29 protein-coding genes, 1 other RNA gene and 1 other annotated feature are annotated in these 25456 nt (G+C 54.4%); of the genes, 13 read left to right on the forward strand and 17 right to left on the reverse strand.

What is annotated here, in order from left to right; all coding sequences use genetic code 11:
• Positions 1-57: 57 nt before the first annotated feature.
• From recR to IAI47_RS14485, 5 genes are all read right to left on the reverse strand, one after another.
• Positions 58-663, reverse strand: coding sequence for a recombination mediator RecR (gene recR / locus IAI47_RS14465; protein WP_003850420.1), 606 nt, complete (start codon positions 661-663; stop codon positions 58-60).
• On the reverse strand, positions 663-995 hold the full coding sequence (locus IAI47_RS14470; RefSeq protein ID WP_003850423.1) for a YbaB/EbfC family nucleoid-associated protein: 333 nt from the start codon (positions 993-995) through the stop codon (positions 663-665). Before IAI47_RS14470 ends, recR begins: the two co-directional genes overlap by 1 nt.
• 55 nt (positions 996-1050) lie before the next feature.
• The gene (gene dnaX, locus IAI47_RS14475; RefSeq protein ID WP_008924916.1) at positions 1051-3129 is read right to left on the reverse strand and encodes a DNA polymerase III subunit gamma/tau; all 2079 of its coding nucleotides are present in this window, start codon (positions 3127-3129) and stop codon (positions 1051-1053) included.
• Positions 1648-1709 (reverse strand) — a sequence feature (DnaX frameshifting element). Its footprint overlaps the gene before it by 62 nt.
• A gap of 157 nt (positions 3130-3286) precedes the next feature.
• Positions 3287-3838 carry an adenine phosphoribosyltransferase gene (apt, locus tag IAI47_RS14480; protein ID WP_008924915.1) on the reverse strand — a complete coding sequence of 184 codons (552 nt, stop codon included), beginning with the start codon at positions 3836-3838 and terminating at the stop codon, positions 3287-3289.
• A gap of 144 nt (positions 3839-3982) precedes the next feature.
• Positions 3983-4372: a DUF454 family protein gene (locus IAI47_RS14485; protein WP_003850431.1), complete on the reverse strand. Its 390-nt coding sequence runs from the start codon at positions 4370-4372 to the stop codon at positions 3983-3985.
• A gap of 57 nt (positions 4373-4429) precedes the next feature.
• Here IAI47_RS14485 and priC point away from each other — a divergent pair, with 57 nt between their 5' ends.
• From priC to rsmS, 3 genes are read left to right on the forward strand one after another with little or no spacing between them, the layout of a single operon-like run.
• Positions 4430-4960, forward strand: coding sequence for a primosomal replication protein PriC (gene priC / locus IAI47_RS14490; RefSeq protein WP_008924914.1), 531 nt, complete (start codon positions 4430-4432; stop codon positions 4958-4960).
• Positions 4961-5017: 57 nt separating this feature from the next.
• On the forward strand, positions 5018-5263 hold the full coding sequence (locus tag IAI47_RS14495) for a membrane protein (RefSeq protein ID WP_008924913.1): 246 nt from the start codon (positions 5018-5020) through the stop codon (positions 5261-5263).
• Between the two features lie 8 nt (positions 5264-5271).
• Positions 5272-5424 carry a pleiotropic regulatory protein RsmS gene (gene rsmS / locus IAI47_RS14500; protein ID WP_003850436.1) on the forward strand — a complete coding sequence of 51 codons (153 nt, stop codon included), beginning with the start codon at positions 5272-5274 and terminating at the stop codon, positions 5422-5424.
• Here rsmS and acrR read toward each other — a convergent pair.
• Positions 5421-6059 (reverse strand): multidrug efflux transporter transcriptional repressor AcrR, encoded by a 639-nt coding sequence (acrR, locus tag IAI47_RS14505; protein ID WP_003850439.1) that lies wholly within the window; start codon positions 6057-6059, stop codon positions 5421-5423. The two genes, rsmS and acrR, sit on opposite strands and share 4 nt — an antisense overlap.
• A gap of 142 nt (positions 6060-6201) precedes the next feature.
• On the opposite strand from acrR, the gene IAI47_RS14510 reads away from it, so the two are divergent.
• From IAI47_RS14510 to ykgO, 4 genes are all read left to right on the forward strand, one after another.
• On the forward strand, positions 6202-7395 hold the full coding sequence (locus IAI47_RS14510; RefSeq protein ID WP_008924912.1) for an efflux RND transporter periplasmic adaptor subunit: 1194 nt from the start codon (positions 6202-6204) through the stop codon (positions 7393-7395).
• A gap of 16 nt (positions 7396-7411) precedes the next feature.
• Positions 7412-10567, forward strand: coding sequence for a multidrug efflux RND transporter permease subunit AcrB (locus tag IAI47_RS14515; protein WP_003850443.1), 3156 nt, complete (start codon positions 7412-7414; stop codon positions 10565-10567).
• A gap of 161 nt (positions 10568-10728) precedes the next feature.
• Positions 10729-10989, forward strand: a complete 261-nt coding sequence (locus IAI47_RS14520; RefSeq protein ID WP_008924911.1) for a type B 50S ribosomal protein L31 — start codon at positions 10729-10731, stop codon at positions 10987-10989.
• Positions 10990-10992: 3 nt separating this feature from the next.
• Positions 10993-11133 (forward strand): type B 50S ribosomal protein L36, encoded by a 141-nt coding sequence (gene ykgO, locus IAI47_RS14525; RefSeq protein ID WP_003850445.1) that lies wholly within the window; start codon positions 10993-10995, stop codon positions 11131-11133.
• Between the two features lie 45 nt (positions 11134-11178).
• Here the strand turns inward: ykgO and IAI47_RS14530 are convergent, their stop codons facing one another.
• The 3 genes from IAI47_RS14530 to IAI47_RS14540 are packed head-to-tail and all read right to left on the reverse strand — an operon-like array spanning position 11179 to position 13577.
• Positions 11179-12057 (reverse strand): metal ABC transporter substrate-binding protein, encoded by an 879-nt coding sequence (locus tag IAI47_RS14530; RefSeq protein WP_187961148.1) that lies wholly within the window; start codon positions 12055-12057, stop codon positions 11179-11181.
• A 15-nt stretch (positions 12058-12072) separates the two neighbouring features.
• On the reverse strand, positions 12073-12912 hold the full coding sequence (locus IAI47_RS14535) for a metal ABC transporter permease (protein ID WP_003850449.1): 840 nt from the start codon (positions 12910-12912) through the stop codon (positions 12073-12075).
• Positions 12909-13577, reverse strand: coding sequence for a metal ABC transporter ATP-binding protein (locus tag IAI47_RS14540; RefSeq protein WP_008924910.1), 669 nt, complete (start codon positions 13575-13577; stop codon positions 12909-12911). Before IAI47_RS14540 ends, IAI47_RS14535 begins: the two co-directional genes overlap by 4 nt.
• Before the next feature lie 340 nt (positions 13578-13917).
• Here IAI47_RS14540 and IAI47_RS14545 point away from each other — a divergent pair, with 340 nt between their 5' ends.
• The 3 genes from IAI47_RS14545 to IAI47_RS14555 all read left to right on the forward strand — a co-directional run bounded on the left by IAI47_RS14545 (position 13918) and on the right by IAI47_RS14555 (position 15036).
• On the forward strand, positions 13918-14271 hold the full coding sequence (locus IAI47_RS14545; RefSeq protein ID WP_008924909.1) for a hypothetical protein: 354 nt from the start codon (positions 13918-13920) through the stop codon (positions 14269-14271).
• A gap of 147 nt (positions 14272-14418) precedes the next feature.
• Positions 14419-14796 carry an Hha toxicity modulator TomB gene (gene tomB / locus IAI47_RS14550; protein WP_003850455.1) on the forward strand — a complete coding sequence of 126 codons (378 nt, stop codon included), beginning with the start codon at positions 14419-14421 and terminating at the stop codon, positions 14794-14796.
• Between the two features lie 24 nt (positions 14797-14820).
• Positions 14821-15036, forward strand: a complete 216-nt coding sequence (locus IAI47_RS14555) for an HHA domain-containing protein (protein WP_003850458.1) — start codon at positions 14821-14823, stop codon at positions 15034-15036.
• 135 nt (positions 15037-15171) lie between these two features.
• Here IAI47_RS14555 and ffs read toward each other — a convergent pair.
• An RNA gene (ffs, locus tag IAI47_RS14560) (signal recognition particle sRNA small type) lies at positions 15172-15268 on the reverse strand.
• A gap of 187 nt (positions 15269-15455) precedes the next feature.
• On the opposite strand from ffs, the gene IAI47_RS14565 reads away from it, so the two are divergent.
• Positions 15456-15773, forward strand: a complete 318-nt coding sequence (locus IAI47_RS14565; RefSeq protein ID WP_003850460.1) for an MGMT family protein — start codon at positions 15456-15458, stop codon at positions 15771-15773.
• Positions 15774-15803: 30 nt separating this feature from the next.
• Here the strand turns inward: IAI47_RS14565 and IAI47_RS14570 are convergent, their stop codons facing one another.
• A complete protein-coding gene (locus IAI47_RS14570) occupies positions 15804-16361 on the reverse strand; it encodes a YbaY family lipoprotein (protein ID WP_008924908.1) in 558 nt (185 codons plus the stop codon).
• A 190-nt stretch (positions 16362-16551) separates the two neighbouring features.
• On the opposite strand from IAI47_RS14570, the gene tesB reads away from it, so the two are divergent.
• Positions 16552-17415: an acyl-CoA thioesterase II gene (gene tesB, locus IAI47_RS14575; RefSeq protein WP_008924907.1), complete on the forward strand. Its 864-nt coding sequence runs from the start codon at positions 16552-16554 to the stop codon at positions 17413-17415.
• Between the two features lie 49 nt (positions 17416-17464).
• On the opposite strand, the gene amtB is transcribed toward tesB, so the two are convergent.
• The 5 genes from amtB to IAI47_RS14600 all read right to left on the reverse strand — a co-directional run bounded on the left by amtB (position 17465) and on the right by IAI47_RS14600 (position 23405).
• Positions 17465-18751, reverse strand: coding sequence for an ammonium transporter AmtB (gene amtB, locus IAI47_RS14580; RefSeq protein WP_003850465.1), 1287 nt, complete (start codon positions 18749-18751; stop codon positions 17465-17467).
• Between the two features lie 34 nt (positions 18752-18785).
• Positions 18786-19124, reverse strand: a complete 339-nt coding sequence (gene glnK / locus IAI47_RS14585) for a P-II family nitrogen regulator (RefSeq protein ID WP_003850469.1) — start codon at positions 19122-19124, stop codon at positions 18786-18788.
• 257 nt (positions 19125-19381) lie between these two features.
• A complete protein-coding gene (locus IAI47_RS14590) occupies positions 19382-21157 on the reverse strand; it encodes a SmdB family multidrug efflux ABC transporter permease/ATP-binding protein (RefSeq protein ID WP_008924906.1) in 1776 nt (591 codons plus the stop codon).
• Positions 21150-22919: a SmdA family multidrug ABC transporter permease/ATP-binding protein gene (locus IAI47_RS14595; RefSeq protein WP_008924905.1), complete on the reverse strand. Its 1770-nt coding sequence runs from the start codon at positions 22917-22919 to the stop codon at positions 21150-21152. The genes IAI47_RS14590 and IAI47_RS14595 overlap by 8 nt, the downstream gene beginning before the upstream one ends.
• Before the next feature lie 24 nt (positions 22920-22943).
• Positions 22944-23405: an Lrp/AsnC family transcriptional regulator gene (locus IAI47_RS14600; RefSeq protein ID WP_033742960.1), complete on the reverse strand. Its 462-nt coding sequence runs from the start codon at positions 23403-23405 to the stop codon at positions 22944-22946.
• Positions 23406-23521: 116 nt separating this feature from the next.
• Between IAI47_RS14600 and IAI47_RS14605 the strand changes: the two genes are divergently transcribed.
• The gene (locus tag IAI47_RS14605) at positions 23522-24556 is read left to right on the forward strand and encodes a PLP-dependent cysteine synthase family protein (RefSeq protein ID WP_008924903.1); all 1035 of its coding nucleotides are present in this window, start codon (positions 23522-23524) and stop codon (positions 24554-24556) included.
• Between the two features lie 34 nt (positions 24557-24590).
• On the opposite strand, the gene cof is transcribed toward IAI47_RS14605, so the two are convergent.
• Positions 24591-25412, reverse strand: a complete 822-nt coding sequence (gene cof / locus IAI47_RS14610; protein ID WP_008924902.1) for an HMP-PP phosphatase — start codon at positions 25410-25412, stop codon at positions 24591-24593.
• Between the last annotated feature and the right edge of the window lie 44 nt (positions 25413-25456).

Consider the following 25456-nt stretch of genomic DNA (forward strand, 5'->3'; position numbering starts at 1 on the left):
ATGTGGGGATGACGCGGGGGTTTTCAAGCCGGTGTCTTTCACAACACCGGCAAGTGATTAAAATTTAAACTTCTGACGACCTGCCAGCGAGTGGGACAGCGTGGTGCCATCGACCATCTCCAGCTCTCCGCCCACCGGCACACCGTGCGCGATACGGCTGGCGTCAACGCCATACTGACCACAGAGTTCCGCAATGTAGTTTGCGGTCGCCTCGCCTTCCACCGTCGGATTGGTCGCGAGGATCACTTCCTGCAGCGTTTCACTCTCCAGTCGCTGTTCCAGACGATCCAGGCCGATATCTGCCGGACCAATGCCGTCGAGCGGCGACAGATGTCCCATCAGCACAAAGTAGCGGCCGCCAAACTGGCCGGTCTGCTCAATGGCGTGAATATCTGCCGGGCTTTCCACTACGCAGATTTGACCATTCTGCTGACGCCGTGGATTGGCGCAGATGGTGCAAATTTCCTGCTCGGTGAATGTCCGGCAATCAGCACAGTGACCAATCTCCGACATCGCCCGGGTCAGCGCCTGCGCCAGGCGCATACCACCGCTGCGATCGCGCTGCAGCAGCTGAAAAGCCATGCGCTGTGCCGATTTCGGCCCAACGCCGGGCAGACAGCGCAGCGACTCCATCAATGATTCAAGCAGTGGACTGGTTTGCATCAGAACGGCATCTTAAAGCCTGGTGGCAGCTGCATACCCGAAGAGACAGACGCCATCTTCTCTTTCTGGGTTTCATCAATGCGACGTGCCGCATCGTTGAACGCCGCAGCGATCAGATCTTCCAGCATATCTTTGTCATCTTCCAGCAGGCTGGGATCGACTTCCACGCGACGGCAGTTGTGCGCGCCGTTAATGGTCACTTTTACCAGGCCAGCACCCGATTCGCCGGTCACTTCAATCGCGGCGATCTCTTCCTGAACCTTGGCCATTTTGTCCTGCATCTGCTGGGCCTGTTTCATCAGGTTGCCCAATCCGCCTTTACCACCAAACATAGTTTTCTCTCTCAGCTAAGGCTACAACGCTATCGTTACGATAGCAGCAGCGTGTTCAAACAGGTCGGATACTCTCCTCATCCAGATCAGCATCGAAAAATCGCTGCAGCGTCTGGATGTGGGTATCACAGTTGATCGACTGACGCGCCTGCGCCAGTTTCTCTTCGTAAATGGCCTGACGCCACTCCAGTGGCGTCAACACCGATGAATTATCGTCTTCAACGACCGAGAGTTCAACTTTCTGCCCGGCACGCTCACTCAGCGCATCGCATAACACCTGCTGCGCCGACGGTGAATTCAGGTGACGCTGACTGCTGCGTAAATGCAGGCAGACCCCGTTTTCGGTGGTCTCTTTCCAGGCATTTAATGCCAGCTGCTGCACCAGTTTTGGCAGCGGCAGGGTCGCAATCTCTGCGGCCCAGGGATCGCGCTGTTGCGCTTCTTCCGCCAGTCGCGCCGCCAGCTCAGGGGTTTTCTCATGCTCCAGCGCAGAACGCAAGGCCTTCGGCGTCGCGACCGGCTCTGCCACTTCAACCTGCTGATTAACGGCTTTCCAGCGGTACGCTTCCTCTTTTACCGGCGCGGCAGGCTCGCGATCGCGGATACGCTGCTGACTGCGCTCGGTAACCGAAGCCAGCCGCTCCAGTGCCGAGTTGGCCGGCCGCGCACCTGGCGCCGCCGGCTCACTCTTTTTTGGTTTGTTCGCTCCCTGACGCAACAACTGCGTGCGCGCCTGGAGGAGCTGGCTGGTGGAGCTTGAAAGTGGCGCTTCAGGTGCCGCATCCGGCGGCGGCGCGGGTTGCGGAGCCGCATCGGGCGCGGCCATCTGCGGCTGAGCGGCAACGTGCTGTTGCGGCGCAGGCATCGGCTGCTGAGGCTGCTGCGCCACAGGTGACGCTGTCTGAGCAGGTGACGATGTGGCGGGCTGTGCTGCCGCGTGTCGTGCGACAGGTGAAGGCCCGGAAGGTGCCGGTGCCGTCTGCGCCGGCGCGACAGGTGCCATCTGCTGGGTTAGCGCGGGACGGGCAATCGGTTCTGCCACCGCCGCTTTGGGGTGGAACGCCAGTGCGCGCAGCAGCGTCATCTCCACGCCCATGCGGCGATCGGGCGCAATCGGCAGATCTTTGCGGCCCATCAACAGCGTCTGATAATAGAGTTGCAGATCGGCGGGTGGCACCACGCGAGCCAGTTCGCGCAGTCGCAGAGCGTTGCTCTCGTCATCATCGCTGAGCGAAGCCGGCAGCAGTTGCACCATTGCAATCTGGTGCAGCAGGCGCAGCATCTCCACCAGCAACGCCTCCCATTCCACACCGCGTGAAGCCGCCTGGCTCAGCAGTGTCATGACCTGCTGACCGTCACCGTCCACCAGCGCTTCCAGTAGCCCAAGCGGCTGTTCATCATCCAGCGTGCCGAGCATGACGCTGACCGTGTTGCTGGTCACCGCGCCCTGCCCCATGGCAATCGCCTGATCGGTGAGGCTCAGCGCATCGCGCATACTGCCATCGGCGGCGCGCGCCAGCAGCTGAAGCGCCCGGGTTTCGCTCTCAATCTGTTCCTGCTTCAGCACATGCTCAAGCTGCTGACGGATTTGATCAACATCCAGCGCTTTGAGATGGAACTGCAGGCAACGCGAAAGAATCGTCACCGGCAGTTTCTGCGGATCGGTGGTCGCCAGCAGGAACTTAACGTGTGAAGGCGGCTCTTCCAGCGTCTTTAACAGCGCATTGAAGCTGTGACGCGACAGCATATGCACTTCATCGATCAAATAGACTTTGAAGCGTCCACGGGCCGGGGCGTACTGCACGTTGTCGAGCAGATCGCGGGTGTCTTCAACCTTGGTACGCGATGCGGCGTCAATCTCGATCAGATCGACAAAGCGGCCCTGCTCAATTTCACGGCAGTTATCACACTGACCACAGGGCGTGGCGGTGATACCGGTTTCGCAGTTAAGGCCTTTGGCCAGCAGACGCGCAATGGTGGTTTTCCCCACGCCGCGGGTGCCGGAGAAGAGATAAGCATGATGGATGCGTCCCAGAGACAATCCATTCGCCAGCGCCGTCAGAACATGTTCCTGACCGACAACATCAGCAAAAGCCTGGGGACGCCATTTTCGCGCAAGTACCTGATAGCTCATGTGGATTCGACGAAGTTGGATGGAAAGATGAGCGCAGACGCTCTGCAACCCCTGTATAAGATTGCAGTAGTCTATCAGCTACGCTTTTGGCTGGCACTCGTTATCTTGACGCCAGAGGCGTGACGGCCTCACCGGGTGGCAAGGCCGAAAGAGTGGCTTAGTGGCCGGGGAATTTGACCAGGCTGTAACTCTCAACGCCCAGGGCATTGAGACGCGATTCACCGGTCAGATCGAACAGGTTAATAATGAAAGCCGCGTCTTTCACTTCACCGCCTGCACGACGGATCAGTTTAACGGTCGCTTCAATGGTCCCACCGGTCGCCAGCAGGTCATCAACCACCAGCACCAGATCGCCCGGCTGGATGGCATCTTTGTGCAATTCCAGCTGATCGGTGCCATATTCCAGCTCATAAGCTTCACTGTAAACCTCACGCGGCAGTTTGCCGGGCTTACGCACCGGAACAAAACCGACGCCGAGGCCTAATGCCACCGGGGCACCAAACAGGAAACCGCGCGCTTCCGTACCCACCACTTTAGTGATGCCTTTATTACGGTAACGCTCAACCAGCAGCGCAATCGACGCGGCATAGGCTTTGGGATCTTCCAGCAGGCTGGTGACATCGCGGAACAGGATGCCTGGCTTAGGATAATCGGGAATACTTTTAATGCTGTTTTTAATGAATTCAAGCTGCTGCGCAGTGTCGGTCATAATGATACGCCTGGTAAAAAATTCTGTTTCGCGCAGCTTCAAAAGCGCTAATACCTGGTAAAAGGCTCAGCGGAAGTCAATTCACAAAGGGAAGCCACGCACGAAGACGCCCAAATCTAAGCAAATGACCGGCTAAATGCAACTTTATCGCGGCGACTTGGGTGCGTCCGCTGCTTCTGCCACCACCGGAATACGCCACATAAACAGCAGCAGCGCCGCCAGCATGATCAGCAGCATGATGCGTACCCAGAGCTGATGCACCAGGAAAAGCGAAAGACTAAATGTTGCGACTATCAGGCAGATAGCACGGACTTTGGCGCCCGGCGGCATTGCGCGATGCTGTTGCCAGTGACGCAAATAGCGGCCAAATGGCGATTTCCACAGCAGCCAGTGATGGAAGCGCGGCGATGACCGCGCAAAACACCAGGCCGCAAGCAGCATGAATGGCGTGGTAGGTAATAAAGGTAATACAATGCCCAGCGTCCCCAGCACAATCGCCAGCCAGCCGAGGGTTAATAACAGAATGCGTTGCATGAATCCCGCCCAGCTCTTTCCTCATCCGACTACGTTAGCACAACCGGACGTCACGCGATGAGTGCGATCGCTTTGCAACAGCGCCTGCAACAGCTTCTGATCGACCTGCGTCAGGAGATTGCGCGTCATCCGGATGGTGAGTGCCGTATGCCACGCTTTGACTCGCAGCTTTTTCACACCAAAGGCACGCGGCTGGCAGATTACCTGCTGGAAGTGGAACAGAATTTCGCCCGACTGTGCGACAGCGTCAACGATCTGGCGCGCAGTGCCTGGCTGGCTGAACACCTGGTGGATCAGATTGCTGCCCTGCAACGCGAGGCGAGTACCCAAAAGCTGCGTACCCAACGTGAACAGCCGGTTAAGAACCCACGCGCCTCAAAATATCAGGAGTACCGTGAATTTGAACGGCGCTTACTGGCGATGATCGATCAGCGTGAACAGCGGCTGGCACTGGCCGAAACGCTGGCGGTCCAGCGTCAGCTGAAGCAGGATCTGGAAACACTAGAGGGAAGACTGGCGCGCTGCCGTCAGGCGATTCGCTCTGTCGAATGGGGCGCTTCCCTGCGCGGCGGCGTGCACAGCGAATAAAGCGCAGCGTGAGAAAAGCGCTTCTATACTGAGTGCAATTCTGCCTGGAGACGAACCATGGGTTTACTGAGCTGGCTAATTTGCGGGCTACTGCTGGGCCTGTTAAAGCGTCTGCTGATACCGGGTCGGCCCGGTGGCCTGATGGCGACCCTGACGCTGTCGATGATCGGCGCACTGATCGGCGGCTATATCGCCGCCTATTTTGAACTGGGCTCGCTGGCAACGCTGCATGCTGGCGCCCTGGGCATAGCGATTGTCGGCGCGTTACTGATGCTGCTGGTCGCGGCCCGATTACGTATTTAGGAGACAAGATGTCACTGGAAAACGCCCCTGACGACGTCAAACTGGCTGTTGATCTGATTCAGCTACTGGAAGAGCATCAATTGCCGGTTGAGACCGTGCTCTCCGCGCTGGCTATGGTGCAGCGCGATTTCGAGAACAAGCGCGATAGCCAGCCGACCTAACAGGAAGCCGTCAGCGTCGGACTGAGGCGCAGCATATCGATAAAGGCGTTGGTCAGAACGGGTGCGTCTGCGGCTAAATCAAAACTGTCCGGCGAAAACAGCCAGCTTTCCATCATACCGTTGACGTAACCGCGCATAATCAGGGCAGCCTGACGCGTGCTGAGAGTGCCCGGAAGTTGTCCGGCGTCAATGCACTGGCGCAGGACATCTTCAATTTTATCGTAGCATTCCAGCAGTAAGCTTTGTTGCATATTCTTCAGTGCTGACATTTCGCCCACAAACTCGCATTTATGGAAAATGATCTCCATCAACGCGCGTCGCTGTGGATCCTTTGCAGTCGCTTCAAAGATATAGACCAGCATTGCGCGCAACACAGAGAGTGGATCGCCAGGGTATTTTGTCTGATACTCAAGTTCCACATCGTCCAGACCCGCATCACAACGAAGCCATATTTCGTGTAATACATCGGCTTTGTTTTTGAAATGCCAGTAGATTGCCCCGCGTGTAACGCTGGCTGCGGTGGCGATATCTGCCAGTGAGGTGGCTGAGACGCCCTGCTGCGAAAAGAGAACAATAGCGGCATCAAGAATTTGATGCCGTGTTTCAAGTGCTTGCGCTTTGGTTTTTCGTGCCATAGTGGGCTTTTTTTACAAACAGGTAAGTTTACATACATTTGTGAATGTATGTACCATAGCATGACCTGCGCCTTGCCACAGCAATGGGTTTTTCATTTTGTGATCCATTGACCAATTGATACCGGACACTAGAGGTTTATTTATGAATAAAATCAGAGGATTATCGCCTCTGGCGGCCGTCCTGATGCTATCAGGCAGCTTTTTGTTAACAGGATGTGACAACAATAAATCCGAACAAGCCGCCCAGCAACCGCCAGCCGTAGGTGTTGTTACACTGAAAACGGAACCCCTTAAGATTTCAACTGAATTACCAGGCCGCACCTCGGCATACCGTGTGGCTGAAGTCCGTCCGCAGGTGTCCGGTATTATTCTGAAGCGTAACTTTATTGAAGGAAGCGACGTTAAAGCAGGTCAGTCTCTCTATCAGATCGATCCGGCTACCTATCAGGCAGCCTATGACAGCGCCAAAGGTGATTTAACGCAGGCGCAGGCTAACGCACATATCGCTCAGCTGACCGTCAAACGTTATAAACCTCTGCTCGGCACCAAATATATCAGTCAGCAGGATTATGACACCGCTGTTGCTACAGCCGCGCAAAACGAGGCTGCAGTTCAGGTAGCAAAAGCCAATGTCGAAACGGCCCGCATTAATCTGGCTTACACCAAAGTCACCTCGCCTATCAGTGGCCGCATCGGTAAATCGTCGGTAACGGAAGGTGCGCTGGTACAAAGCGCACAAACCACCGCACTGGCCACCGTGCAGCAACTTGATCCCATGTATGTCGACGTCACCCAGTCGAGCGAAGATTTTATGCGCTTACGTTCAGAACTGGAGTCGGGTCAGCTGAAGCAGAGCGAGGGCAAAGCCAATGTGACACTGCTGATGCAGAACGGCAGCAGCTATCCACAGCCTGGTACGCTGGAGTTCTCTGACGTCACCGTTGATGAAACCACCGGTTCTATCACCCTGCGCGCCATTGTCCCGAACCCGAACCATACCCTGTTACCGGGCATGTTTGTTCGTGCGCGTCTGGATGAAGGCACCAATCCTGATGCATTGCTGGTTCCGCAACAGGCGGTAACCCGTACCCCAACGGGTCAGGCAACGGTCATGGTCGTGGGTGCAGATAACAAAGTTGAAGCGCGTCAGGTCACCACCTCTCAGGCGATTGGCGACAAATGGTTAGTCACTGACGGTGTTAAAGCGGGTGAACGTGTGATCAGCACCGGTCTGCAGCGTGCCAAGCCGGGCGCACAGGTGACCCCACAAGAAGTCTCAGACGATGCGAAAGCGGCACCCGATTCAAAGCCGCAGTCTGACAAGTCACCGTCATAACAGGAGCCGTTGATTCATGGCTAAGTTCTTTATCGATCGACCCATCTTTGCGTGGGTGCTTGCCATCATCATCATGCTGGTCGGTGCGCTGTCGATTCTCAAACTTCCGATCGAGCAATATCCCAATGTTGCCCCGCCGGCGATTGAGATTCAGGCCACCTACCCTGGTGCGGATGCTAAAACGCTGCAGGACTCGGTGACCCAGGTTATCGAACAAAACATGAACGGTATCGATGGACTGATGTATATGTCCTCGAGCAGCGACTCGTCCGGTACGCTGACCCTGACCATCTCCTTTGAGTCGGGTACAGATGCAGATATCGCGCAGGTTCAGGTGCAGAACAAACTGCAGCTGGCGACGCCGCTGCTGCCGCAGGAAGTGCAGCAACAGGGGATTCAGGTTAAGAAATCGTCCAGTAGCTTCCTGATGGTTGCGGGCTTCATCAGCGACGATGACAACATGACGCAGAATGACATTTCTGACTTTATTTCGTCATCAATCAAAGATCCGATCAGCCGTACCAAAGGCGTGGGTGATACCCAGGTATTTGGTGCGCAGTACGCGATGCGTATCTGGATGGATCCGCACAAGCTGAACAACTACAACCTGACGCCGGTTGATGTGATCAGTGCGCTGAACACTCAGAACACCCAGGTCGCTGCCGGTCAGTTAGGTGGTACGCCGCCGGTGCCAGGACAGCAGCTCAATGCCTCAATCATTGCGCAAACCCGTCTGACCTCAACGGATGAGTTCGGCAAAATCCTGCTCAAAGTGAACGAAGATGGTTCTCAGGTTCGTCTGCGTGATGTGGCAAGGATTGAACTCGGTGCAGAAAACTACGAAATCGTTGCCCGTTATAATGGCAAGCCTGCGTCCGGTATCGGTATCAAGCTGGCCACCGGTGCGAATGCGCTGGATACCGCCAATGCGGTGAAAGAAGAACTGGCCAAATTGCAGCCGACCTTCCCGGCCGGATTGAAAGTGGTCTATCCGTATGACACCACACCTTTCGTTAAGATCTCGATTTTCGAAGTGGTGAAAACGCTGATCGAAGCGATTGTGCTGGTGTTCCTGGTGATGTATCTGTTTCTGCAGAACTTCCGCGCCACGCTCATTCCAACTATCGCTGTGCCCGTGGTACTGCTGGGTACGTTTGCCGTTATCAACGCGTTTGGTTATTCGATAAACACCCTGACGATGTTCGGGATGGTGCTGGCCATCGGCTTGCTGGTGGATGACGCCATCGTGGTGGTTGAGAACGTTGAGCGCGTGATGGCGGAAGAAGGATTACCGCCAAAAGAAGCAACGAAGCGTTCAATGGAGCAGATTCAGGGCGCACTTGTCGGTATCGCGCTGGTACTGGCCGCTGTATTTATTCCGATGGCGTTCTTTGGTGGCTCGACCGGCGTTATCTATCGCCAGTTCTCCATTACTATCGTTTCGGCGATGGCGCTATCGGTGCTGGTCGCCTTTATTCTGACGCCGGCACTCTGTGCCACCATGCTGAAACCGATCAAAAAAGGCGATCACGGGAAAACCACCGGTTTCTTCGGCTGGTTCAACCGTATATTCGACAAAAGCACCAGTCACTATGTGGATGGTGTCGGCCACATGGTTCGCAGTACGGGTCGCTACATGCTGATCTATCTGGTCATCGTGGTCGGAATGGCGTTTCTGTTTATGCGACTGCCCTCTTCATTCTTACCGGAAGAGGATCAGGGTCTGCTGCTGGCTCAGGCGCAGCTGCCTGCAGGCGCAACGCAGGAGCGTACTCAGAAAGTGCTTGATCAGGTGACGGACTACTTCCTGACGCAGGAGAAAGACACGGTTAAATCGGTGTTCACCGTTAACGGCTTCGGCTTTGCTGGTCGTGGACAGAATACCGGTATCGCCTTCGTCAGTCTCAAGCCGTGGGATGAGCGTACCGGCGCAGACATGAAAGTTCCGGCGATTGCTGGCCGCGCCATGAAGGCGCTGGGCGCAATCAAAGATGCGATGGTCATTCCGTTCAACCTGCCCGCTATCATTGAACTGGGTAACGCGACTGGCTTCGATTTTGAGCTCATCGATCAGAATAACCTGGGTCACGATAAGCTGACGGAAGCGCGTAATCAGCTATTTGGTATGATTGCACAGCATCCTGATACGCTGGTTGGCGTGCGCCCGAACGGTATGGAAGATACACCGCAGTACAAGCTGACGATCGATCAGGAAAAAGCGCAGGCACTGGGCGTATCACTCAGTGATATCAACACTACGCTGGCGGCTTCCTGGGGTGGCTCTTACGTGAACGACTTCATTGACCGCGGTCGTGTGAAAAAAGTTTACGTGATGGGTAAAGCGGACTCTCGCATGTTGCCGGACGACATTGGTAAATGGTTCGTGCGCAACAGCAGTGGAACCATGGTGCCCTTCTCTGCCTTCTCGTCAGCGAAATGGCAGTATGGTTCACCGCGCCTTGAGCGTTACAACGGCCTGCCTGCGATGGAAATCCTGGGACAGGCAGCTCCCGGTAAAAGTTCGGGTGCGGCAATGGATCTGATGGAAGAGCTGGCGGCGAAACTGCCTGCCGGTATCGGCTATGACTGGACTGGCATGTCCTATCAGGAACGCTTGTCCGGTAATCAGGCTCCTGCGCTCTATGCTATCTCGCTGATTGTGGTCTTCCTGTGTCTCGCCGCACTGTACGAGAGCTGGTCGATTCCCTTCTCGGTTATGCTGGTTGTCCCGCTCGGGGTCATTGGTGCACTGCTCTTTACCACTCTGCGTGGCTTAAGTAATGACGTCTACTTTGTTGTCGGGTTACTGACCACCATCGGCCTCTCGACCAAGAACGCCATCCTTATTGTCGAATTTGCTAAAGATTTGATGGATAAAGAGGGCAAAGGGCTGATTGAAGCTGCGCTGGAAGCGTGTCGTATGCGTCTGCGTCCTATCCTGATGACGTCACTGGCGTTTATTCTCGGGGTACTGCCGCTGGCGATCAGTACCGGTGCTGGCTCCGGTTCGCAGAACGCGGTAGGTACAGGCGTAATCGGTGGTATGGTTACCGCGACCATCCTGGCGATCTTCTTTGTGCCGGTGTTCTTTGTGGTGGTACGCCGCCGCTTTGGCAAGAAAAAAGAAGAATCAGCGAACAGTCATCCGGTTGAACATAACCAGACTCACTAAGCTGTAAATCATCTGAGGCCGCGCAAGCGGCCTTTTTTATGCCTGCGATTCTGTCCCTGCTCTTTGCAGATCCTCTGCTTTTAATAACGCGCTGGCAGTTGCAATGCTGAAAAGTGCGGCGCATAATAATGTTATATTATAACATTACACAGGCGTGCATTATGAAAGCGAATATTCATCCTCACTATCGTCACGTGGTCTTCCATGACACATCCGCGGATGTGTGGTTCAAAATCGGATCCACCATTAAAACCGATCGCACAGTTGAGTTCGAAGGCGAAACACTGCCCTACGTCACTCTGGACGTGTCATCCGCCTCGCATGTTTTCTACACCGGCAAACAGAAAGATTTTGCTAAAGAAGGCAGCACCGCGCGCTTTAACCAGCGTTTCGGTTCTTTCCTGGCCGCAAAGAAGAGGTAACTCATGAAGGTATTAAGCTCTCTGCGCTCCGCCAAAAATCGCCATCGGGATTGCAAAGTGGTGCGCAGGAAAGGACGTGTTTACGTCATCTGTAAAACAAATCCACGCTTTAAGGCTGTACAGGGAAGGAAGAAGAAACGCTAGTTTGTGTCGTGATGACTGGCCGGGCTCGCCCGGCCTTTTTTATGCCTATTGCATACTCTTCAGCATCGCATTCACGTTATGTTTAAAGGCCGCCTGATAAGTCGCCGCCGGGCCAGAAGCCGTGGATAACGCTTCCGGATAGAGCTCACCACCTGGCTCAGCACCGGTCGCGCTGGCTATCTGTTTCACTAACCGCGGGTCCGTCTGATTCTCGATGAAATAGCGATTAATGTGCTGCTGTTTGAGCTGGTTGATTAAGCTCCCCACGTTGCTGGCACTCGCTTCTGCTTCAGTAGAGAATCCGACGGGTGCCAGAAACGTTACGCCATATCGCTGTCCAAAGTAACCAAACGCATCGTGACTGGTCAGCACTTTACGTTTGTCGACTGGAATAGCATCAAAGGCCGTTTTTGCCCAGCTATCCAGCGCCTGCAGTTGCTGTATGTAATTCTGCCCACGCTTGCGGATTGCTGGTGCATCTTCAGGGTCGGCTTTGACCAGCGCATTCATCACGTTGGTCGCGTAGATAACGCCGTTCTGCATGCTGTTCCAGGCGTGTGGATCGGTCACCGTTTTACCCTCCTCCTCCATGCTGCGGGTAGTCACACCCGTTGAAGCGACCACGGGCTGCCCGCGATATCCCGACGCGCTGACCAGGCGATCCATCCACCCTTCCAGTCCCAGTCCGCTGACAAACACCAGATCGGCCTTCGCCAGCGCCTGGCTGTCCTGTGGCGTCGGTTCAAACGTATGGGGATCGCCATTCGGTCCCACCAGACTTTTTACGTTGACATGATCGCCGCCGACCTGTTTGACAATATCTGCCAGCACAGTAAAACTGGCCACGACATCCACCGTTTTTGCCATTGCAAATGGCGTGGCAAACAGCGCAGCGAGCGCCAGGCTAACCAGTAATTTTTTCATAGATACCCCTTAAGATTAATGGCGGCGCAAAATCCCGCCGCATGGCCCTGCAAGAATGGAGAAAAAAAACAGCATGGCGGCGCTCAGCACCACAGCGGGACCGGCCGGTAATGAAAAGTGCCAGGAGAGCATCAGGCCAGCCAGGGCTGAAAGCATTGCCATGAAAATGGCGATAGCCAGCATCGCGGCAAGATGGCGACTCCAGAAACGGGCGCTGGCAGCGGGCAGCATCATTAATCCCACCGACATCAGCGTGCCCAGCACCTGAAAGCCCGCCACCAGATTCAGCACCACCAGCATTAAAAACAGACCATGCACCAGCGGTGCACTCCATTTTCCCTGCGCCCGCAGGAAGTCACTGTCAAAGGCATCGATGACCAGCGGACGATAAATGATCGCCAGCATAATCAGCGTAAAGGCGGCGATGCCGCCAACCAGCAACAGTGCAGCGTTGTCCACCGCCAGCAGCGAGCCAAACAGCACGTGCAGCAGATCCACGCTTGAGCCGCGCAGTGAGACCAGCGTGACGCCCAGCGCCAGCGAACCGAGATAAAACCCGGCAAAACTGGCATCCTCTTTTAAGGGCGTGTATCGACTCACCGCGCCCGAGAGCAGCGCCACGGCTAAACCTGCGATCAGGCCGCCGATACCCATCGCGACCAGTGACAGTCCGGAGATCAGATAGCCAATAGCCGCCCCCGGCAACACGGCATGTGATAACGCATCGCCAATCAGACTCATACGGCGCAGCGAAAGAAATACGCCGAGTGGCGTGGCACTGATAGCCAGCGCGACGCAGGCAACCAGTGCGCGCCGCATAAACCCAAACTCAATAAAAGGCTGTATCAACGTCACGGCGCATAACTCCGCAGAGGGGGATCAGGGAGCCAGGTGCAACTGACCTCCGTATCATCCATCGACATCACATTACTGAAGTAGCGAGCGACCAGTGGACGGTCGTGCAGCACCACCAGCAGCGTTGTTCCAGCCTGCTGTTGCTGTTCCAGTATCGACATCAGTAATGTTACCGTCTGACTATCAATGCCGTTAAAAGGCTCATCCAGTAGCCAGAGCTGGCTGCGCTGCAACATCAGTCGCGCAAACAAGACGCGCTGAAGCTGTCCGCCCGATAAGGTCGCGGGCTGCGCATCTGCATAATCACGCATCTGAACCGCCTCCAGCGCCTGCCAGATTTCCCGACGCAGTTCCCGGTTGATGCCGCCGAACCAGCCGCAGCGAGGCCAGCAGCCAATTGAAACCAGTTCAAATACCGTCAGGGGAAAGCGCGTCTCCAGTTCAGTACGCTGTGGCATCCAGCCAATAGCCCGCCGCGAAACCTGCAGCTCGCAGCGCCCCGCTATTGGTGGCAGCAAGCCCGCGATGGTTTTTAACAGTGTTGATTTGCCGCTACCATTCGCGCCGACCAGGGCTGTCATCGAGCCAGCGCTGAGCTGACCATTGATGGCGGGGGTAACAGCCTGTCCCTGATAGCCCGCGCGAAGTGCGTTGAACCGGATCATGCGCTGATCCCCCATTTTATCGCCACAGCAAGCAGCGCAATGAACAGCAGTGCGATAGCCAGTCGCCCACCTAATGACATAAGTAATCCACTCTGACGCATCACTTCACCAATATGTTATAACATAACAATAATATATCGGATATTGTTGTTGCACCTATGCGCGAATGTGTATCAAAAGATAAATAACGCCAGGTGTCACTGGCAGTCGCAGACATGCGATGCAGCCTGCTCACACCACTCGCGCAGGTTAACAATTAACGGTTTTGTGCTCTGCTGGCTTGCAAACTGGTTGCAGAAATCCAATGATAGGTTTATTAACGGTTATAAGCGGACCAGATATGTTGTCACGAATTGAATGTGATATTGCTGTGGGCGAATCAGACTGCGCAAAATTAGCGGAGATTGTTCAGCGGAATATTCTCAAAATAACAGATTTGCTGGTAGGGGATTTACGCTGGTATTCGCAGAATGCGCAGTTAGTTCCTGGCAGTTTAAAAATTATTTGTGTTGAATATCAGGATCTGGATAGTTTTAAATTACTTTACGATTTTGACTGGAATTTATTTAGTCCTTGTCAGGATTTAAATGAAACAGTAACGCAATCGGAGCAGGTGAAGTTTCGCATTGTGCCCGGTGCACTTGAGTTTGATGCGATTGACAATGCACAACCCTCCCCCAGCGATGAATTGTAATATTTAGTAATGGAGGTGAGCAGAACTAATGGTTTTACACTATCTTTAAGATATCCCGTTTAATAACTGCCCGAATAATCGCTTCCCGGCGGCGTTATCGTGACTCGCTGCCCTGCGGCAACTGTGCTAGCTATGGAGGGGAAAAAGATGGACGAATACTCACCGAAACGGCATGATATTGCCCAGCTTAAATACCTATGTGAAAGCCTGTTTGACGACAGCATGGCAACATTAACCGACAGCCATCATGGCTGGGTAAATGATCCCACTTCTGAAAGCAATCTGCAGCTTAACGATTTGATTGAGCACATCGCCTCTTTCACCATGAATTACAAAATTAAGCACGTTGAAGATGAAGCGCTGATTTCGCAAATCGATGAATATCTTGATGATACCTTTATGTTATTCAGCAACTATGGTGTCAATAGTCCGGATCTTCAACGGTGGCAACGTTCAGCTAAACGCTTATTTAATCTGTTCACTGAAGAGTGCGCTTTTCTCCAGCAACCGAGCCATTCATTATAGTACAGACATGAGAACGGTTTATTTATGAACAAAACCCTGACTAAAACTGATTATTTGATGCGACTACGGCGTTGCCGTTCACTTGATACCCTGGAAAGGGTCATTGAAAAAAATAAGTATGAATTACCTGAAGATGAGTTAGCGGTATTTTACTCGGCAGCTGACCATCGTCTGGCAGAACTGACGATGAACAAGCTTTACGATAAAGTCCCGGGTTCAGTCTGGAAATTTGTCCGCTAGTTTTATTGATTAGTACTTAGCTTTACACTTTTTAGTACCGGATATTCCTGCCTGCCGTCAAACCAATCGGCCAGGCGGGTTTTGCCTGTCTGCAGTTTCTTTGAAGGGATATTGCGAGGGAGAAAGTGGTGGGGGCCCTGCCAGCTACATCCCGGCACACGCGTCACCTGCTACGGCTGCTTCCTTCCGGATCTGACCGAGTTCACAAGCTAGCATTGCGGGAGAACCAACAGGGCCCCCATTGACAAGCCCTCTTTACGAGAGCGGGGGCATTATCTGGGAAGGAGGGTGCAATTGCAAGCGTAGTCGGGACAACCGTTGTTTTCTTGAACAACCGCCGCTATAACGCTTTCACTGCTTTCTCCCCATGCTAAAGTTAAGACCCTATTCCTGATGAAATAAGCAGATGAAATAAACACATGGATCAGCCTGACACCTTCCAGCAACGCATCTGGCAAATTGTTGCCGCTATTCCGTATGGCCATGTCACTACCTATGGCGATGTGGCGCTGCTGGCAGGTTCTCCGCGGGCGGCACGTCAGGTCGGCGGCGTGCTCAGTCGGTTACCTGAAGGCACTACCCTTCCCTGGCATCGCGTCGTCAATCGTCACGGTAAAATTTCACTGCAGGGCGACCGTCTGTTCAGACAGCGCGATGCACTGGAAGCCGAAGGCATAGAGGTAAGTGATGAGGGACAGCTTGATATCGGAACGTATCGCTGGGATTTCAGGCAGTAAAAGGGGCGACAAGGTCGCCCCGAAAAGTGATTAAATATGGGTTGGTGCAGGAACAGCTGCAGACGGCGTCACCTGAGTCGGTGAGGTCGAAGGAACGGTGGTCGCTGCCCCCGGCTGGGTTGGCATCGCCATTGATGGCACGGGTACCAGCAGCAGTTCAGCTTTAGTGCCACCCTGGTTGATCACCGGCTTCACGCCTTCAGTGACAAAAGCCAGCTTGCCGTCGATTGAGATCGCTGCGCTTAACAGAATGCGCGCATTAGGCTGGATGTCGGCCGGGTTAAACGGCAGCACGAACTGGAACGGTGCCTGTTTACCTTCAGTACGCACCACGCGTTGCGACAGCACTTTTGATGGTGCATCGGATACAGAGGCATCAGACAGGGTTACCGTTAACACCGCATCCGGCGGCAGCGCAATGCGCTGGCGGATAAATACAGAGCCACTTACGTTAGGCTGCGCAATTGCCGCGGTCTGGCCTGCAACCGCAGAACCCAGAGTGGGGGTCGGAACGGGTTTACTCTTATCGGCGCATCCCGCAACAGCAAGCGCCATAATTACACCACTACACACATGCCTGAGTTTCATTGATGTCGTCTCCATTTGATCAAAATGATTGTCGGCAGCGAATCCTGCTTACAGCGTTTCACTCGCCGTATGTCCTTAATGTTGGCACAAAAATGAAATTTTGCCTGGCTCAGCTAAAGCGGAAAGTCTGATTGACGTTAACTGGTCCGATCTTTCACACTGAGCAGGTCACTTTATTGAGGAATGCGCCATGAGTCAGGCACTGCAAAATCTGCTGAATCTGTTAAATCTGGAAAAACTCGAAGAGGGTTTATATCGCGGCCAGAGCGAAGATCTGGGTCTGCGCCAGGTTTTTGGCGGTCAGGTGGTCGGTCAGGCGCTTTATGCCGCTAAGCAAACCGTTCCGCCAGATCGCGTTATCCACTCTTTCCACAGCTACTTTTTGCGGCCCGGCGATAGCCAGAAAGCGATTATCTATGATGTTGAAACGCTGCGTGATGGCAAAAGTTTCAGTGCCCGGCGGGTAAGTGCCATTCAGAATGGACAGCCGATTTTTTACATGACCGCATCGTTTCAGTCGCCGGAAAGCGGATTTGAACATCAAAATCCGATGCCTGAAGTCGTCGGGCCTGAAAACCTGTTAACTGAACAGGCGATGGCGCAGAAAATGGCACATCTTCTGCCAGAAAAGCTACGCGAGAAATTCATTGCTGAACGTCCGCTGGAGATCCGTCCGATACAGATTCACAACCCGTTGCGGGGACATGTGGCTAAGCCTGAGCGCCAGGTCTGGATCCGTGCCACTGGCCCACTACCTGACGACTTACGTATTCATCAGTACCTGCTCGGCTATGCTTCCGATCTCAATTTCCTGCCGGTCGCGCTTCAGCCGCACGGCAAAGGCTTTTTAGAACCGGACATGCAGGTCGCCACGATCGACCATTCCATGTGGTTCCATCGCCCGTTCGACTTCACTGAATGGCTGCTCTACAGCGTAGTCAGTACCTCGGCTTCTGGCGCACGCGGTTTTGTCCGGGGTGAGTTTTACAATCAGCAAGGTGTGCTGGTGGCGTCGACGGTTCAGGAAGGCGTGATGCGTCAGCGCAGCGAATAAAAAAAGGGGCGATTTCTCGCCCCCGATTAATCTTTTCCGTACTGACACATTACTGGTTGTAAGCGTTCTCGCCGTGGCTGTTTACATCCAGACCTTCACGCTCATGCTCTTCCGGTACACGCAGACCAACAATCAGGTCAGCCAGCTTGAAGCCGATAAAGGCGACAACACCCGACCAGACGATAGTCAGGCCGACGCTGAACAGCTGCACCCAGACCTGATGGCCCATGGTAACGCCCTGTGCATAGCCCACGCCGCCCAGTGAAGAGGAAGCAAACACGCCAGTCAGAATACAGCCTACAATTCCGCAGACGCCGTGTACGCCGAACACATCGCAGGGATCATCCACACGCAGCCATTTCTTCAGGGTGGTCACACCCCACAATCCTGCCAGGCCGCCAACCAGACCGATGATCAGGGATCCGCCCACGCCAACGTAACCACAGGCTGGGGTAATCGCTACCAGACCGGCAATAAAGCCTGAACAGGCACCCAGCAGAGAAGGCTTACCACGTACCGCCCACTCGCCAAAGGTCCATGCCAGGACTGCGCCCGCGGTTGCGACGACGGTGTTCAGGAAGGCCAATGCCGCGATTTCATTTGCTGCAGACGCAGAACCGGCGTTGAAGCCGAACCAGCCAACATAAAGAATCGCGGTGCCGGTGAAGACCATTGGCAGGTTGTGTGGCTTAAAGGCCTCTTTACCAAAGCCAGCACGTTTGCCTACCAGATAAGCGCCCACCAGACCTGCTACTGCGGCGTTAATATGCACTACTGTACCGCCAGCAAAGTCCAGCGCACCATCCTGAGCCAGGAAACCGCCCGCCCACACCATGTGCGCGATAGGTAAATAGGAGAGCGTCAGCCAGACACCGACAAAAATCAGTACTGCAGAGAAGCGGATACGTTCAGCTATCGCACCGACAATCAGGCCCACGGTGATACAGGCAAATGAGGCCTGGAAAGCGACGTGGATATACTGATAGAAACTGCCCATTACGGCGGTAAGTTGAATGTTTTTCAGCATGGCCCAGCCAAAGCCACCAAAGAAAGCATTGCCTTCACTGAACGCCAGGGAGTAGCCGTAGACCACCCACAATACGCAAACCAGCGAGAAGGTCACCGCGACCTGGGTCAGCATCGACAGAACGTTTTTGCCGCGAATCAGACCACCGTAAAACAGCGCGATACCTGGAATTGACATAAACAGCACCAGCGCGGTGCAAATCATCATAAATGCGTTATCAGCCTTGTCCGCAACGGCAGGCGCAGCCATCGCGAGTGAGGGTAACAGTGCCAGGCTGGTGAGGCCCAACTTAGCTAACATTTTATTCATTTTTATTCCATCCCATCACAGTACTGAGTCTTGATTACAGAGCGGCTTCGTCGGTCTCGCCGGTACGAATACGGATGACGCGCTGCAGTTCAGCCACGAAAATCTTACCGTCGCCAATTTTGCCGGTGTAAGCCGCTTTACTGATGACATCCACCACTTCGTCCAGCTGATCATCGGCAATCGCGATATCAATTTTGACTTTTGGCAGGAAATTTACGCTGTATTCTGCGCCACGATAAAGCTCTGCATGGCCTTTCTGACGGCCAAACCCCTTCACTTCGGAGACGGTCAGTCCCTGAATGCCGATAGAGGATAAAGCTTCACGTACATCCTCCAGCTTGAATGGCTTAATTACGACGGTGACCAGCTTCATTGGATCCCCTCCAGCGAGTAAATTGGTAACGTTTATGGACACGAAGGGATATAAGCAAAGCCTGTGCCAGAGTGTAAAACTGACGTTAATCAGTGAGTCAGGCGAGACGCGGCAAGGCATGGTTTTAACCGTAGCGGAAACCTGAAGCCTGGATGAAGGGGAATACTGCCAGGGACTGCACTCCTTTGGTGCTTAAGGCGTCAAAGGAGTGCATTTGTACAGATTATTCTGATAAACATGCTCAAAAAAGGTGCAGCTCAACCTTCAGATGTTACAGGCACGCCCGACGCCAGATTTTCACCTGCCTGTTGTAGCTGATACATCTGCCAGTAGCGTCCCTGCATCGCCAGCAGTTGCTGATGGGTACCCTGCTCCACCACACGACCGCGATGCAGCACCAGAATCTTGTCCGCTTCCACAATCGTTGATAGTCGGTGCGCAATCACCACCAGCGTACTGTGCTGACGAAGCGTCGCAAGTGTCTGCTGAATCGCCTGTTCGGTACCGGAGTCGATATTGGCTGTTGCCTCGTCGAGGATAAGTATCTGCGGCAGATCAACCAGTACCCGGGCCAGCGCCAGCAGCTGCTTCTGTCCGACCGACAAATTATTGCCCTGCTCGCCCAGCCGGGTATGAATTCCCTCTGGTAAAGCCTGCGCCAGTGGCGCCAGCTGTACCTGCTGGAGCACCTGCCAGACAGCCTCTTCACTGATGTCGCGGCCCAGCCGGACATTGGCCAGCAGCGTATCGGCCAGTACGACCGGATCCTGCTGCACCATCGCGATACCGTGTCGCAGCACGGCATGACTCAGGTCACCAATAGGCCGGTCATCAATCCGGATTTCGCCGCGCGTCACCGGGTAGTAGCCCATCAGCAAATTAGCCAGAGTACTCTTGCCGCTGCCGGTATGGCCCACCAGTGCCACGAATTCACGCGGTGCGACGTCAAGATTGATATCACTGAGTACATCGCGGTTTTCACGGTAGGCAAAACTGAGATTGTTCAGGGTGATACGACCTGAAGCCAGTGGCTGCGGGTCGATGCCATATTGCTGCTGCGTAGCATCCATCAGCTCGAAAATACGCTCACCAGAAACCACCGCCTGTTGCAGCATCGATTGCTGCGTGGTCAGCTCAATCAGCGGCTCATTCAGGCGGCCCAGGTAAGTAATAAAGGCATACAACACCCCGACTTCAAACACGCCAGGCACCGAGAAGCTGAACAGGATCAGCAACCCACACAGTACCATCGCTGAAAACAGGCTCAACAGAGGGCGCAGCAGAAAGCCATCAAGACGCAGCGTCTCCATTCGCGCCAGATAGTGGGAGCGACTCGCTTCGCCCATACGCTCACCAAATCGCGCCTGCTGGCGAAACTGCTGAATCACGCTCATGCCGCTGATCACTTCGTTAAAGCCGTTGTTAATGTCTGCCAGATAACTACGAACCCGTCGGGCAATCGGCGTGCTGTAGCGCTGATAGATAAACATGACTATCAGTACCAGCGGGAAGATCATCATCGCCACCAGTGCCATACGCCAGTCAAGGCTGAACATCGCTACCATCATGGCACCAACGAGTGCAGCACTGCGCAGCACAGTGGAGACCACCGTGACGTAGAGATCGCGGATGACTTCGGTGTCGTTCGTCACACGCGAAATGATTTGACCGACCGGCTGGGTATCAAAGGCGCTCAGCGGCTGACAGAGTGCTGCATTCATCACGTCACAGCGCAACTGCTGGACCACGCCAATCGCGGCACGGTTGAATAACAGCGCCTGCCAGTAGTGCAGCCCGGCGGCCAGTAACTGAAGCAGGATAAAACTCACCACCAGTCCGGCAACGATACCCCAGGGCATCTGATGCTTCGCCACCAGATTATCAATAAAATAGCTGACCAGCACCGGGCCGGTCACTTCCGCTGCGGCAGCAATCCAGAGCATGCCAACCGCCAGCGACAGAGATTTGCGCCATGGCTTGCCGTAGCTCAGCAGACGCTTCAGGGTTGGCCACAAGCGTGCAGACTTAGCCATGCGGCACTCCTTTCTCATTTTCATCATCATCCAGTGCCGCTTCGAGTTGCTGATACCGGTACATATCACGATACCAGCCAGCACTGCTGGCCAGCGCATCGTGATCGCCTCGCTGCATCACACTGCCCTGTTGCAGCACCAGAATTTCACTGGCTTCTGTCAGCGCCGACAGGCGGTGTGCGCTGATAATCAGTGTTTTCCCCTGCCCCCAGATGCGCAGATTATGCAGGATTTCGTGTTCGGTACGTCCATCCACTGCAGAAAGTGCGTCGTCCAGAATCAGGATTTCGGCATTCAGCAGGAGTGCCCTGGCAATTGAAAGACGCTGCTTCTGTCCACCGGACAGCATGACGCCGCGCTCCCCGACTTCCGTTTCATAACCCTGCGGCAGACGCAGGATATCGTCATGAACACAGGCCAGCATAGCTGCACGTTCTATCTCCAGCTGGGTTGCGCCCGGTTTCCCCAATGCAATATTGTTCGCCACACTGTCTGAGAACAGGAACGGTGTCTGGCTGACTACGGCCAGACGGCTGCGCCAGCTGTCCAGCCGTAACTGCGGCAGCGGGATCTGATGGTAGCGGATGTCACCCTGCTGAATATCAAAGTGACGCTGAATCAGGCTGAGCAGTGTGCTTTTGCCACTGCCGGTTGGCCCGCACAGTCCCAGCATTTCACCGGGTTTCAACTGGAAGATGATATCGCTTAGCACCGGACCTGTGCTGTCCGGATAGTGAAAGGCGCGAATAGCGACCTGCAGCATGCCGGGTTGGTGGGGTAAAGATTTATCGCCATCTTCCACCGCTGGCGCTTCTGCCAGCAGCGCACCGATGCGGCTCCAGGCGGCGCTGCCGCGTTCGACAATATTAAACATCCACGCCAGCGCCAGCATTGGCCAAATCATCAGGCCGAGATACATCACAAAACTGGTGAGCTGTCCCAGCGTCATCTGATCATGCCACACCATCCAGCTGCCGCCGCCAATCGCCAGCAGGTTTGAGAAACCGATCGCGATGTAGATTGTGGGATCGAAACGGGCATCGACCCGCGCGACGCGCAGGTTTTTTTCCCCGGTATCACGGGCGATGTCGGAAAATTGCTGCGACTGATGCTGTTCCAGACCAAAGGCTTTGATCATCCGGATGCTGGTCAGGCTCTCCTGCGTCTGATCGTTGAGGCTGGAGAAGGCCGCCTGTGCCAGCTTAAAGCGGTGGTGCAACTGATTGCCGTAACGATGGATCACGATAGCCATAATCGGCATCGGCACCAGCGCCAGCAGCGTCAGTTGCCAGCTGATCTGAGTACTCATCACCAGTAACACCACACATCCCATCACCAGCGAATCGACCAGCGTCAGTACCCCTTCTCCGGCCGCAAACACCACCCGGTCCACGTCGTTGGTGGCGCGCGCGATCAGGTCGCCGGTGCGGTGACGCAGGTAAAATGCCGGTTGCTGACGACTCAACTGGCGATAAAAATCTTCGCGCAGTTCAACCGCCAGCTGGTAGGAGGCACCAAACAACAGGACGCGCCAGACATAGCGCAGCAGATAGACCACGATTGCCGTTGCCAGCATGATCCCAATCCACATCATGATGCGGCTGGAACTCATGTTGTCACGTGTTACACCATCGACAATCACGCCGACTACATGCGGCGGCAGCAACTGCAGAATAGCAATAACAATAAGCAGGATGACCGCGCCCAGATAGCGCCGCCACTCCCGCAGGAAATACCAACTTAACTGACTGAATAATCGCACAACGCTGCTCTCAATCTCAGGCCCTCAGAGGGCGACAGGTAAAGCCGTGGTGTATTTAATCTCTTCCATGGCGAAGCTGGATGTCACATCAATCAGGCCGGGCACCCCATTGACTACTCGCTTGTAAAAAGCATCATAGCTTTTCATATCGGCCACCTGAATGCGCAGCAGGTAATCATACTCCCCTGCCATGCGGTAAAAGGCCATGACCTCCGGCATGCTACTCACCACGGAGACAAAAGTCTGATACCAGTCGCGGCTGTGCTGCTGGGTTTTCACAAACATAAATGCCGTCAGTGACAGTCCGATTTTATCACCATCCAGCAACGCTACCCGAGCGCGAATAATGCCATCATCTTCCAGTTTTTTCAGGCGCTTCCAGCAGGGTGTGGTGGTAAGGTTGACGGCATCCGCCAATGCCTGCAGTGACAGGGTACAGTCCTGCTGCAGTAGCGCGAGCAATTTGAGGTCAGTTTTATCTAACATTCGGGGCTCCGAGAGAATAATTTTCTCCATTACCGCGATTTTAGCGGTAATTTTGCAATCTCTTTTTCCTGCACGTGCCATAAAATAGTCTCATTATTTTTTATCGGACGCCTGAGATGCACACTTGCTGGATTCGTCACGCTATCAACGAAATTAATGCTGACTTTCAACGATCGGCAGAGACCCACTTGATCCGGTTCGATCTGGCGGATTTTCCCGGCATCTGGTTCTATCTGAAAGATGAGAGCACCCATCCCAGTGGCAGTCTTAAACATCGGCTGGCACGATCTCTTTTTCTTTACGGCCTTTCTAATGGCTGGATTAAACAGGATACGCCGATTATAGAAGCCTCGTCAGGCAGCACTGCCGTTTCTGAGGCGTACTTCGCAAGGCTGCTGGGCCTGCCGTTTATTGCAGTGATGCCCGCCAGTACAGCGAAGCGTAAAATTGAGCAGATCGCGTTTTATGGCGGACAGTGCCATTTTGTCGAGGATCCCTGCCAGCTTTACGCAGAGTCTGAACGGCTGGCGCGGCAGCTGAATGGCCATTTTATGGATCAGTTTACTTACGCTGAACGCGCGACAGACTGGCGTGGCAATAACAACATTGCAGAGAGCATCTTTCGTCAGATGCAGCACGAGCCCTATCCCATTCCCCATACTGTCATCATGAGTGCAGGCACCGGCGGCACTTCAGCGACCCTGGGCCGCTATATTCGTTACCAGGGACTGGAAACGAAAATGCTGGTAGTGGATCCGCAGCATTCTGTCTTTTTCGACTACTGGAGGCAGCGTGATGCCACTCTGACCAGCACGCGCGGCAGCATGATCGAGGGGATTGGCCGTCCACGGGTAGAACCCTCGTTTATGCCTGACGTGATCGATGAAATGATAAAAGTGCCGGATGGTGCGACGCTGGCCGCCATGCTGAAACTGGAAAAGATTCTGGGACGCAAACCTGGCGCCTCTACCGGCACTAATTTCTGGGGCATGATGCAGGTGGCGAAACGCTTGCGGGCGGCAAATCAGCAAGGGGCGCTGGTGACACTGCTTTGCGACAGTGGCGAACGTTATCCCGATAGCTACTATCAGCCAGAGTGGGTAGCAAAACATATTGGCGATATCACGCCGTGGCAGCGCGAGCTGGAATAAAAAACCGGACATCCTGTCCGGTGCATGGCAATCCTCAGCATTCGGGGGAATACGCGAGGTCAGGTGTAGCCAGCCAGTGATTTAAATAGTGAGACACTGCCTGTGTCTCGCAATGCCCTAATACGGGTAAATGCGGAAGTGCGGCTTTCAATTGCGCCATCGCATTGCCCATGATGAAGCCCTGCCCGACCTGCGCCAGCATCTCGCGATCGTTCATCGCATCACCAAACGCCATACATTCCGCCATTGTCAGCGACAGGTGATCACATAACAGCGCCAGCGCGCTGCCTTTGTTGCAGTGAGCGGGCAAGACCTCCAGCGTGTCCACCCCAGAGAAGCAGATCGTAGCCTGCTCGCCCAATGCGGCATCCAGCGAGATCTTTAGCCGACACAGATTCTGATGCTGATCAATAAAGCAGATTTTTGTCACCTGATGCGCAGGCAGCTTTTTAAGATCGCACAGTTGATAACCGAATCCGCTCATCTGATGGGCCACCAGCAGCTCCGGAGCAGGTCGATCGGTAAACCACCCCTGATCGTTGAAAATATGGATTGTCGCGGTGGTATCCCAGTGGCGGTGGATGACCTCTTCAGCGACGGCAGGAGGCAGATCACGTGCGAAGATAAGATTGCCAGATCGATCGTGTACGCGGGTGCCATTACCGGTGATCAGCCATGCGGGAAGTGTCATTTTTTCCCGCAGGATCTGCATTTCCTGCAGATGGCGGCCCGTTGCCAGCGCGAGATTAACATCACGCAGATGCAATGCCTGCAAACTCTCCAGAGTCTGCTGCCCCAACTGATGATTCGGCAGCAACAATGTGCCATCCATATCGAACGCGGCTAAACGCACCATGATTCCCCTCCTGCTGAAAGATGGCTTTACTATTGCCTGTAAAT

It is taken from the genome of Pantoea sp. MT58 (assembly GCF_014495885.1).
GTDB lineage: Bacteria > Pseudomonadota > Gammaproteobacteria > Enterobacterales > Enterobacteriaceae > Pantoea > Pantoea eucalypti.

What these genes read in the sequence shown, in the direction of transcription:
- cof (WP_008924902.1), bottom strand. Translation starts at nt 25,412, where the DNA reads ATGGTGCGTTTAGCCGCGTTCGATATGGATGGCACATTGTTGCTGCCG.
- IAI47_RS14555 (WP_003850458.1), top strand. Translation starts at nt 14,821, where the DNA reads ATGAACAAAACCCTGACTAAAACTGATTATTTGATGCGACTACGGCGT.
- IAI47_RS14515 (WP_003850443.1), top strand. Translation starts at nt 7,412, where the DNA reads ATGGCTAAGTTCTTTATCGATCGACCCATCTTTGCGTGGGTGCTTGCC.
- ykgO (WP_003850445.1), top strand. Translation starts at nt 10,993, where the DNA reads ATGAAGGTATTAAGCTCTCTGCGCTCCGCCAAAAATCGCCATCGGGAT.
- IAI47_RS14565 (WP_003850460.1), top strand. Translation starts at nt 15,456, where the DNA reads ATGGATCAGCCTGACACCTTCCAGCAACGCATCTGGCAAATTGTTGCC.
- IAI47_RS14570 (WP_008924908.1), bottom strand. Translation starts at nt 16,361, where the DNA reads ATGAAACTCAGGCATGTGTGTAGTGGTGTAATTATGGCGCTTGCTGTT.
- IAI47_RS14590 (WP_008924906.1), bottom strand. Translation starts at nt 21,157, where the DNA reads ATGGCTAAGTCTGCACGCTTGTGGCCAACCCTGAAGCGTCTGCTGAGC.
- tesB (WP_008924907.1), top strand. Translation starts at nt 16,552, where the DNA reads ATGAGTCAGGCACTGCAAAATCTGCTGAATCTGTTAAATCTGGAAAAA.
- IAI47_RS14545 (WP_008924909.1), top strand. Translation starts at nt 13,918, where the DNA reads ATGTTGTCACGAATTGAATGTGATATTGCTGTGGGCGAATCAGACTGC.
- rsmS (WP_003850436.1), top strand. Translation starts at nt 5,272, where the DNA reads ATGTCACTGGAAAACGCCCCTGACGACGTCAAACTGGCTGTTGATCTG.
- tomB (WP_003850455.1), top strand. Translation starts at nt 14,419, where the DNA reads ATGGACGAATACTCACCGAAACGGCATGATATTGCCCAGCTTAAATAC.
- IAI47_RS14510 (WP_008924912.1), top strand. Translation starts at nt 6,202, where the DNA reads ATGAATAAAATCAGAGGATTATCGCCTCTGGCGGCCGTCCTGATGCTA.
- IAI47_RS14540 (WP_008924910.1), bottom strand. Translation starts at nt 13,577, where the DNA reads ATGATCCGGTTCAACGCACTTCGCGCGGGCTATCAGGGACAGGCTGTT.
- dnaX (WP_008924916.1), bottom strand. Translation starts at nt 3,129, where the DNA reads ATGAGCTATCAGGTACTTGCGCGAAAATGGCGTCCCCAGGCTTTTGCT.
- IAI47_RS14470 (WP_003850423.1), bottom strand. Translation starts at nt 995, where the DNA reads ATGTTTGGTGGTAAAGGCGGATTGGGCAACCTGATGAAACAGGCCCAG.
- glnK (WP_003850469.1), bottom strand. Translation starts at nt 19,124, where the DNA reads ATGAAGCTGGTCACCGTCGTAATTAAGCCATTCAAGCTGGAGGATGTA.
- IAI47_RS14600 (WP_033742960.1), bottom strand. Translation starts at nt 23,405, where the DNA reads ATGTTAGATAAAACTGACCTCAAATTGCTCGCGCTACTGCAGCAGGAC.
- amtB (WP_003850465.1), bottom strand. Translation starts at nt 18,751, where the DNA reads ATGAATAAAATGTTAGCTAAGTTGGGCCTCACCAGCCTGGCACTGTTA.
- IAI47_RS14520 (WP_008924911.1), top strand. Translation starts at nt 10,729, where the DNA reads ATGAAAGCGAATATTCATCCTCACTATCGTCACGTGGTCTTCCATGAC.
- priC (WP_008924914.1), top strand. Translation starts at nt 4,430, where the DNA reads ATGAGTGCGATCGCTTTGCAACAGCGCCTGCAACAGCTTCTGATCGAC.
- IAI47_RS14530 (WP_187961148.1), bottom strand. Translation starts at nt 12,057, where the DNA reads ATGAAAAAATTACTGGTTAGCCTGGCGCTCGCTGCGCTGTTTGCCACG.
- IAI47_RS14495 (WP_008924913.1), top strand. Translation starts at nt 5,018, where the DNA reads ATGGGTTTACTGAGCTGGCTAATTTGCGGGCTACTGCTGGGCCTGTTA.
- apt (WP_008924915.1), bottom strand. Translation starts at nt 3,838, where the DNA reads ATGACCGACACTGCGCAGCAGCTTGAATTCATTAAAAACAGCATTAAA.
- IAI47_RS14605 (WP_008924903.1), top strand. Translation starts at nt 23,522, where the DNA reads ATGCACACTTGCTGGATTCGTCACGCTATCAACGAAATTAATGCTGAC.
- IAI47_RS14485 (WP_003850431.1), bottom strand. Translation starts at nt 4,372, where the DNA reads ATGCAACGCATTCTGTTATTAACCCTCGGCTGGCTGGCGATTGTGCTG.
- recR (WP_003850420.1), bottom strand. Translation starts at nt 663, where the DNA reads ATGCAAACCAGTCCACTGCTTGAATCATTGATGGAGTCGCTGCGCTGT.
- acrR (WP_003850439.1), bottom strand. Translation starts at nt 6,059, where the DNA reads ATGGCACGAAAAACCAAAGCGCAAGCACTTGAAACACGGCATCAAATT.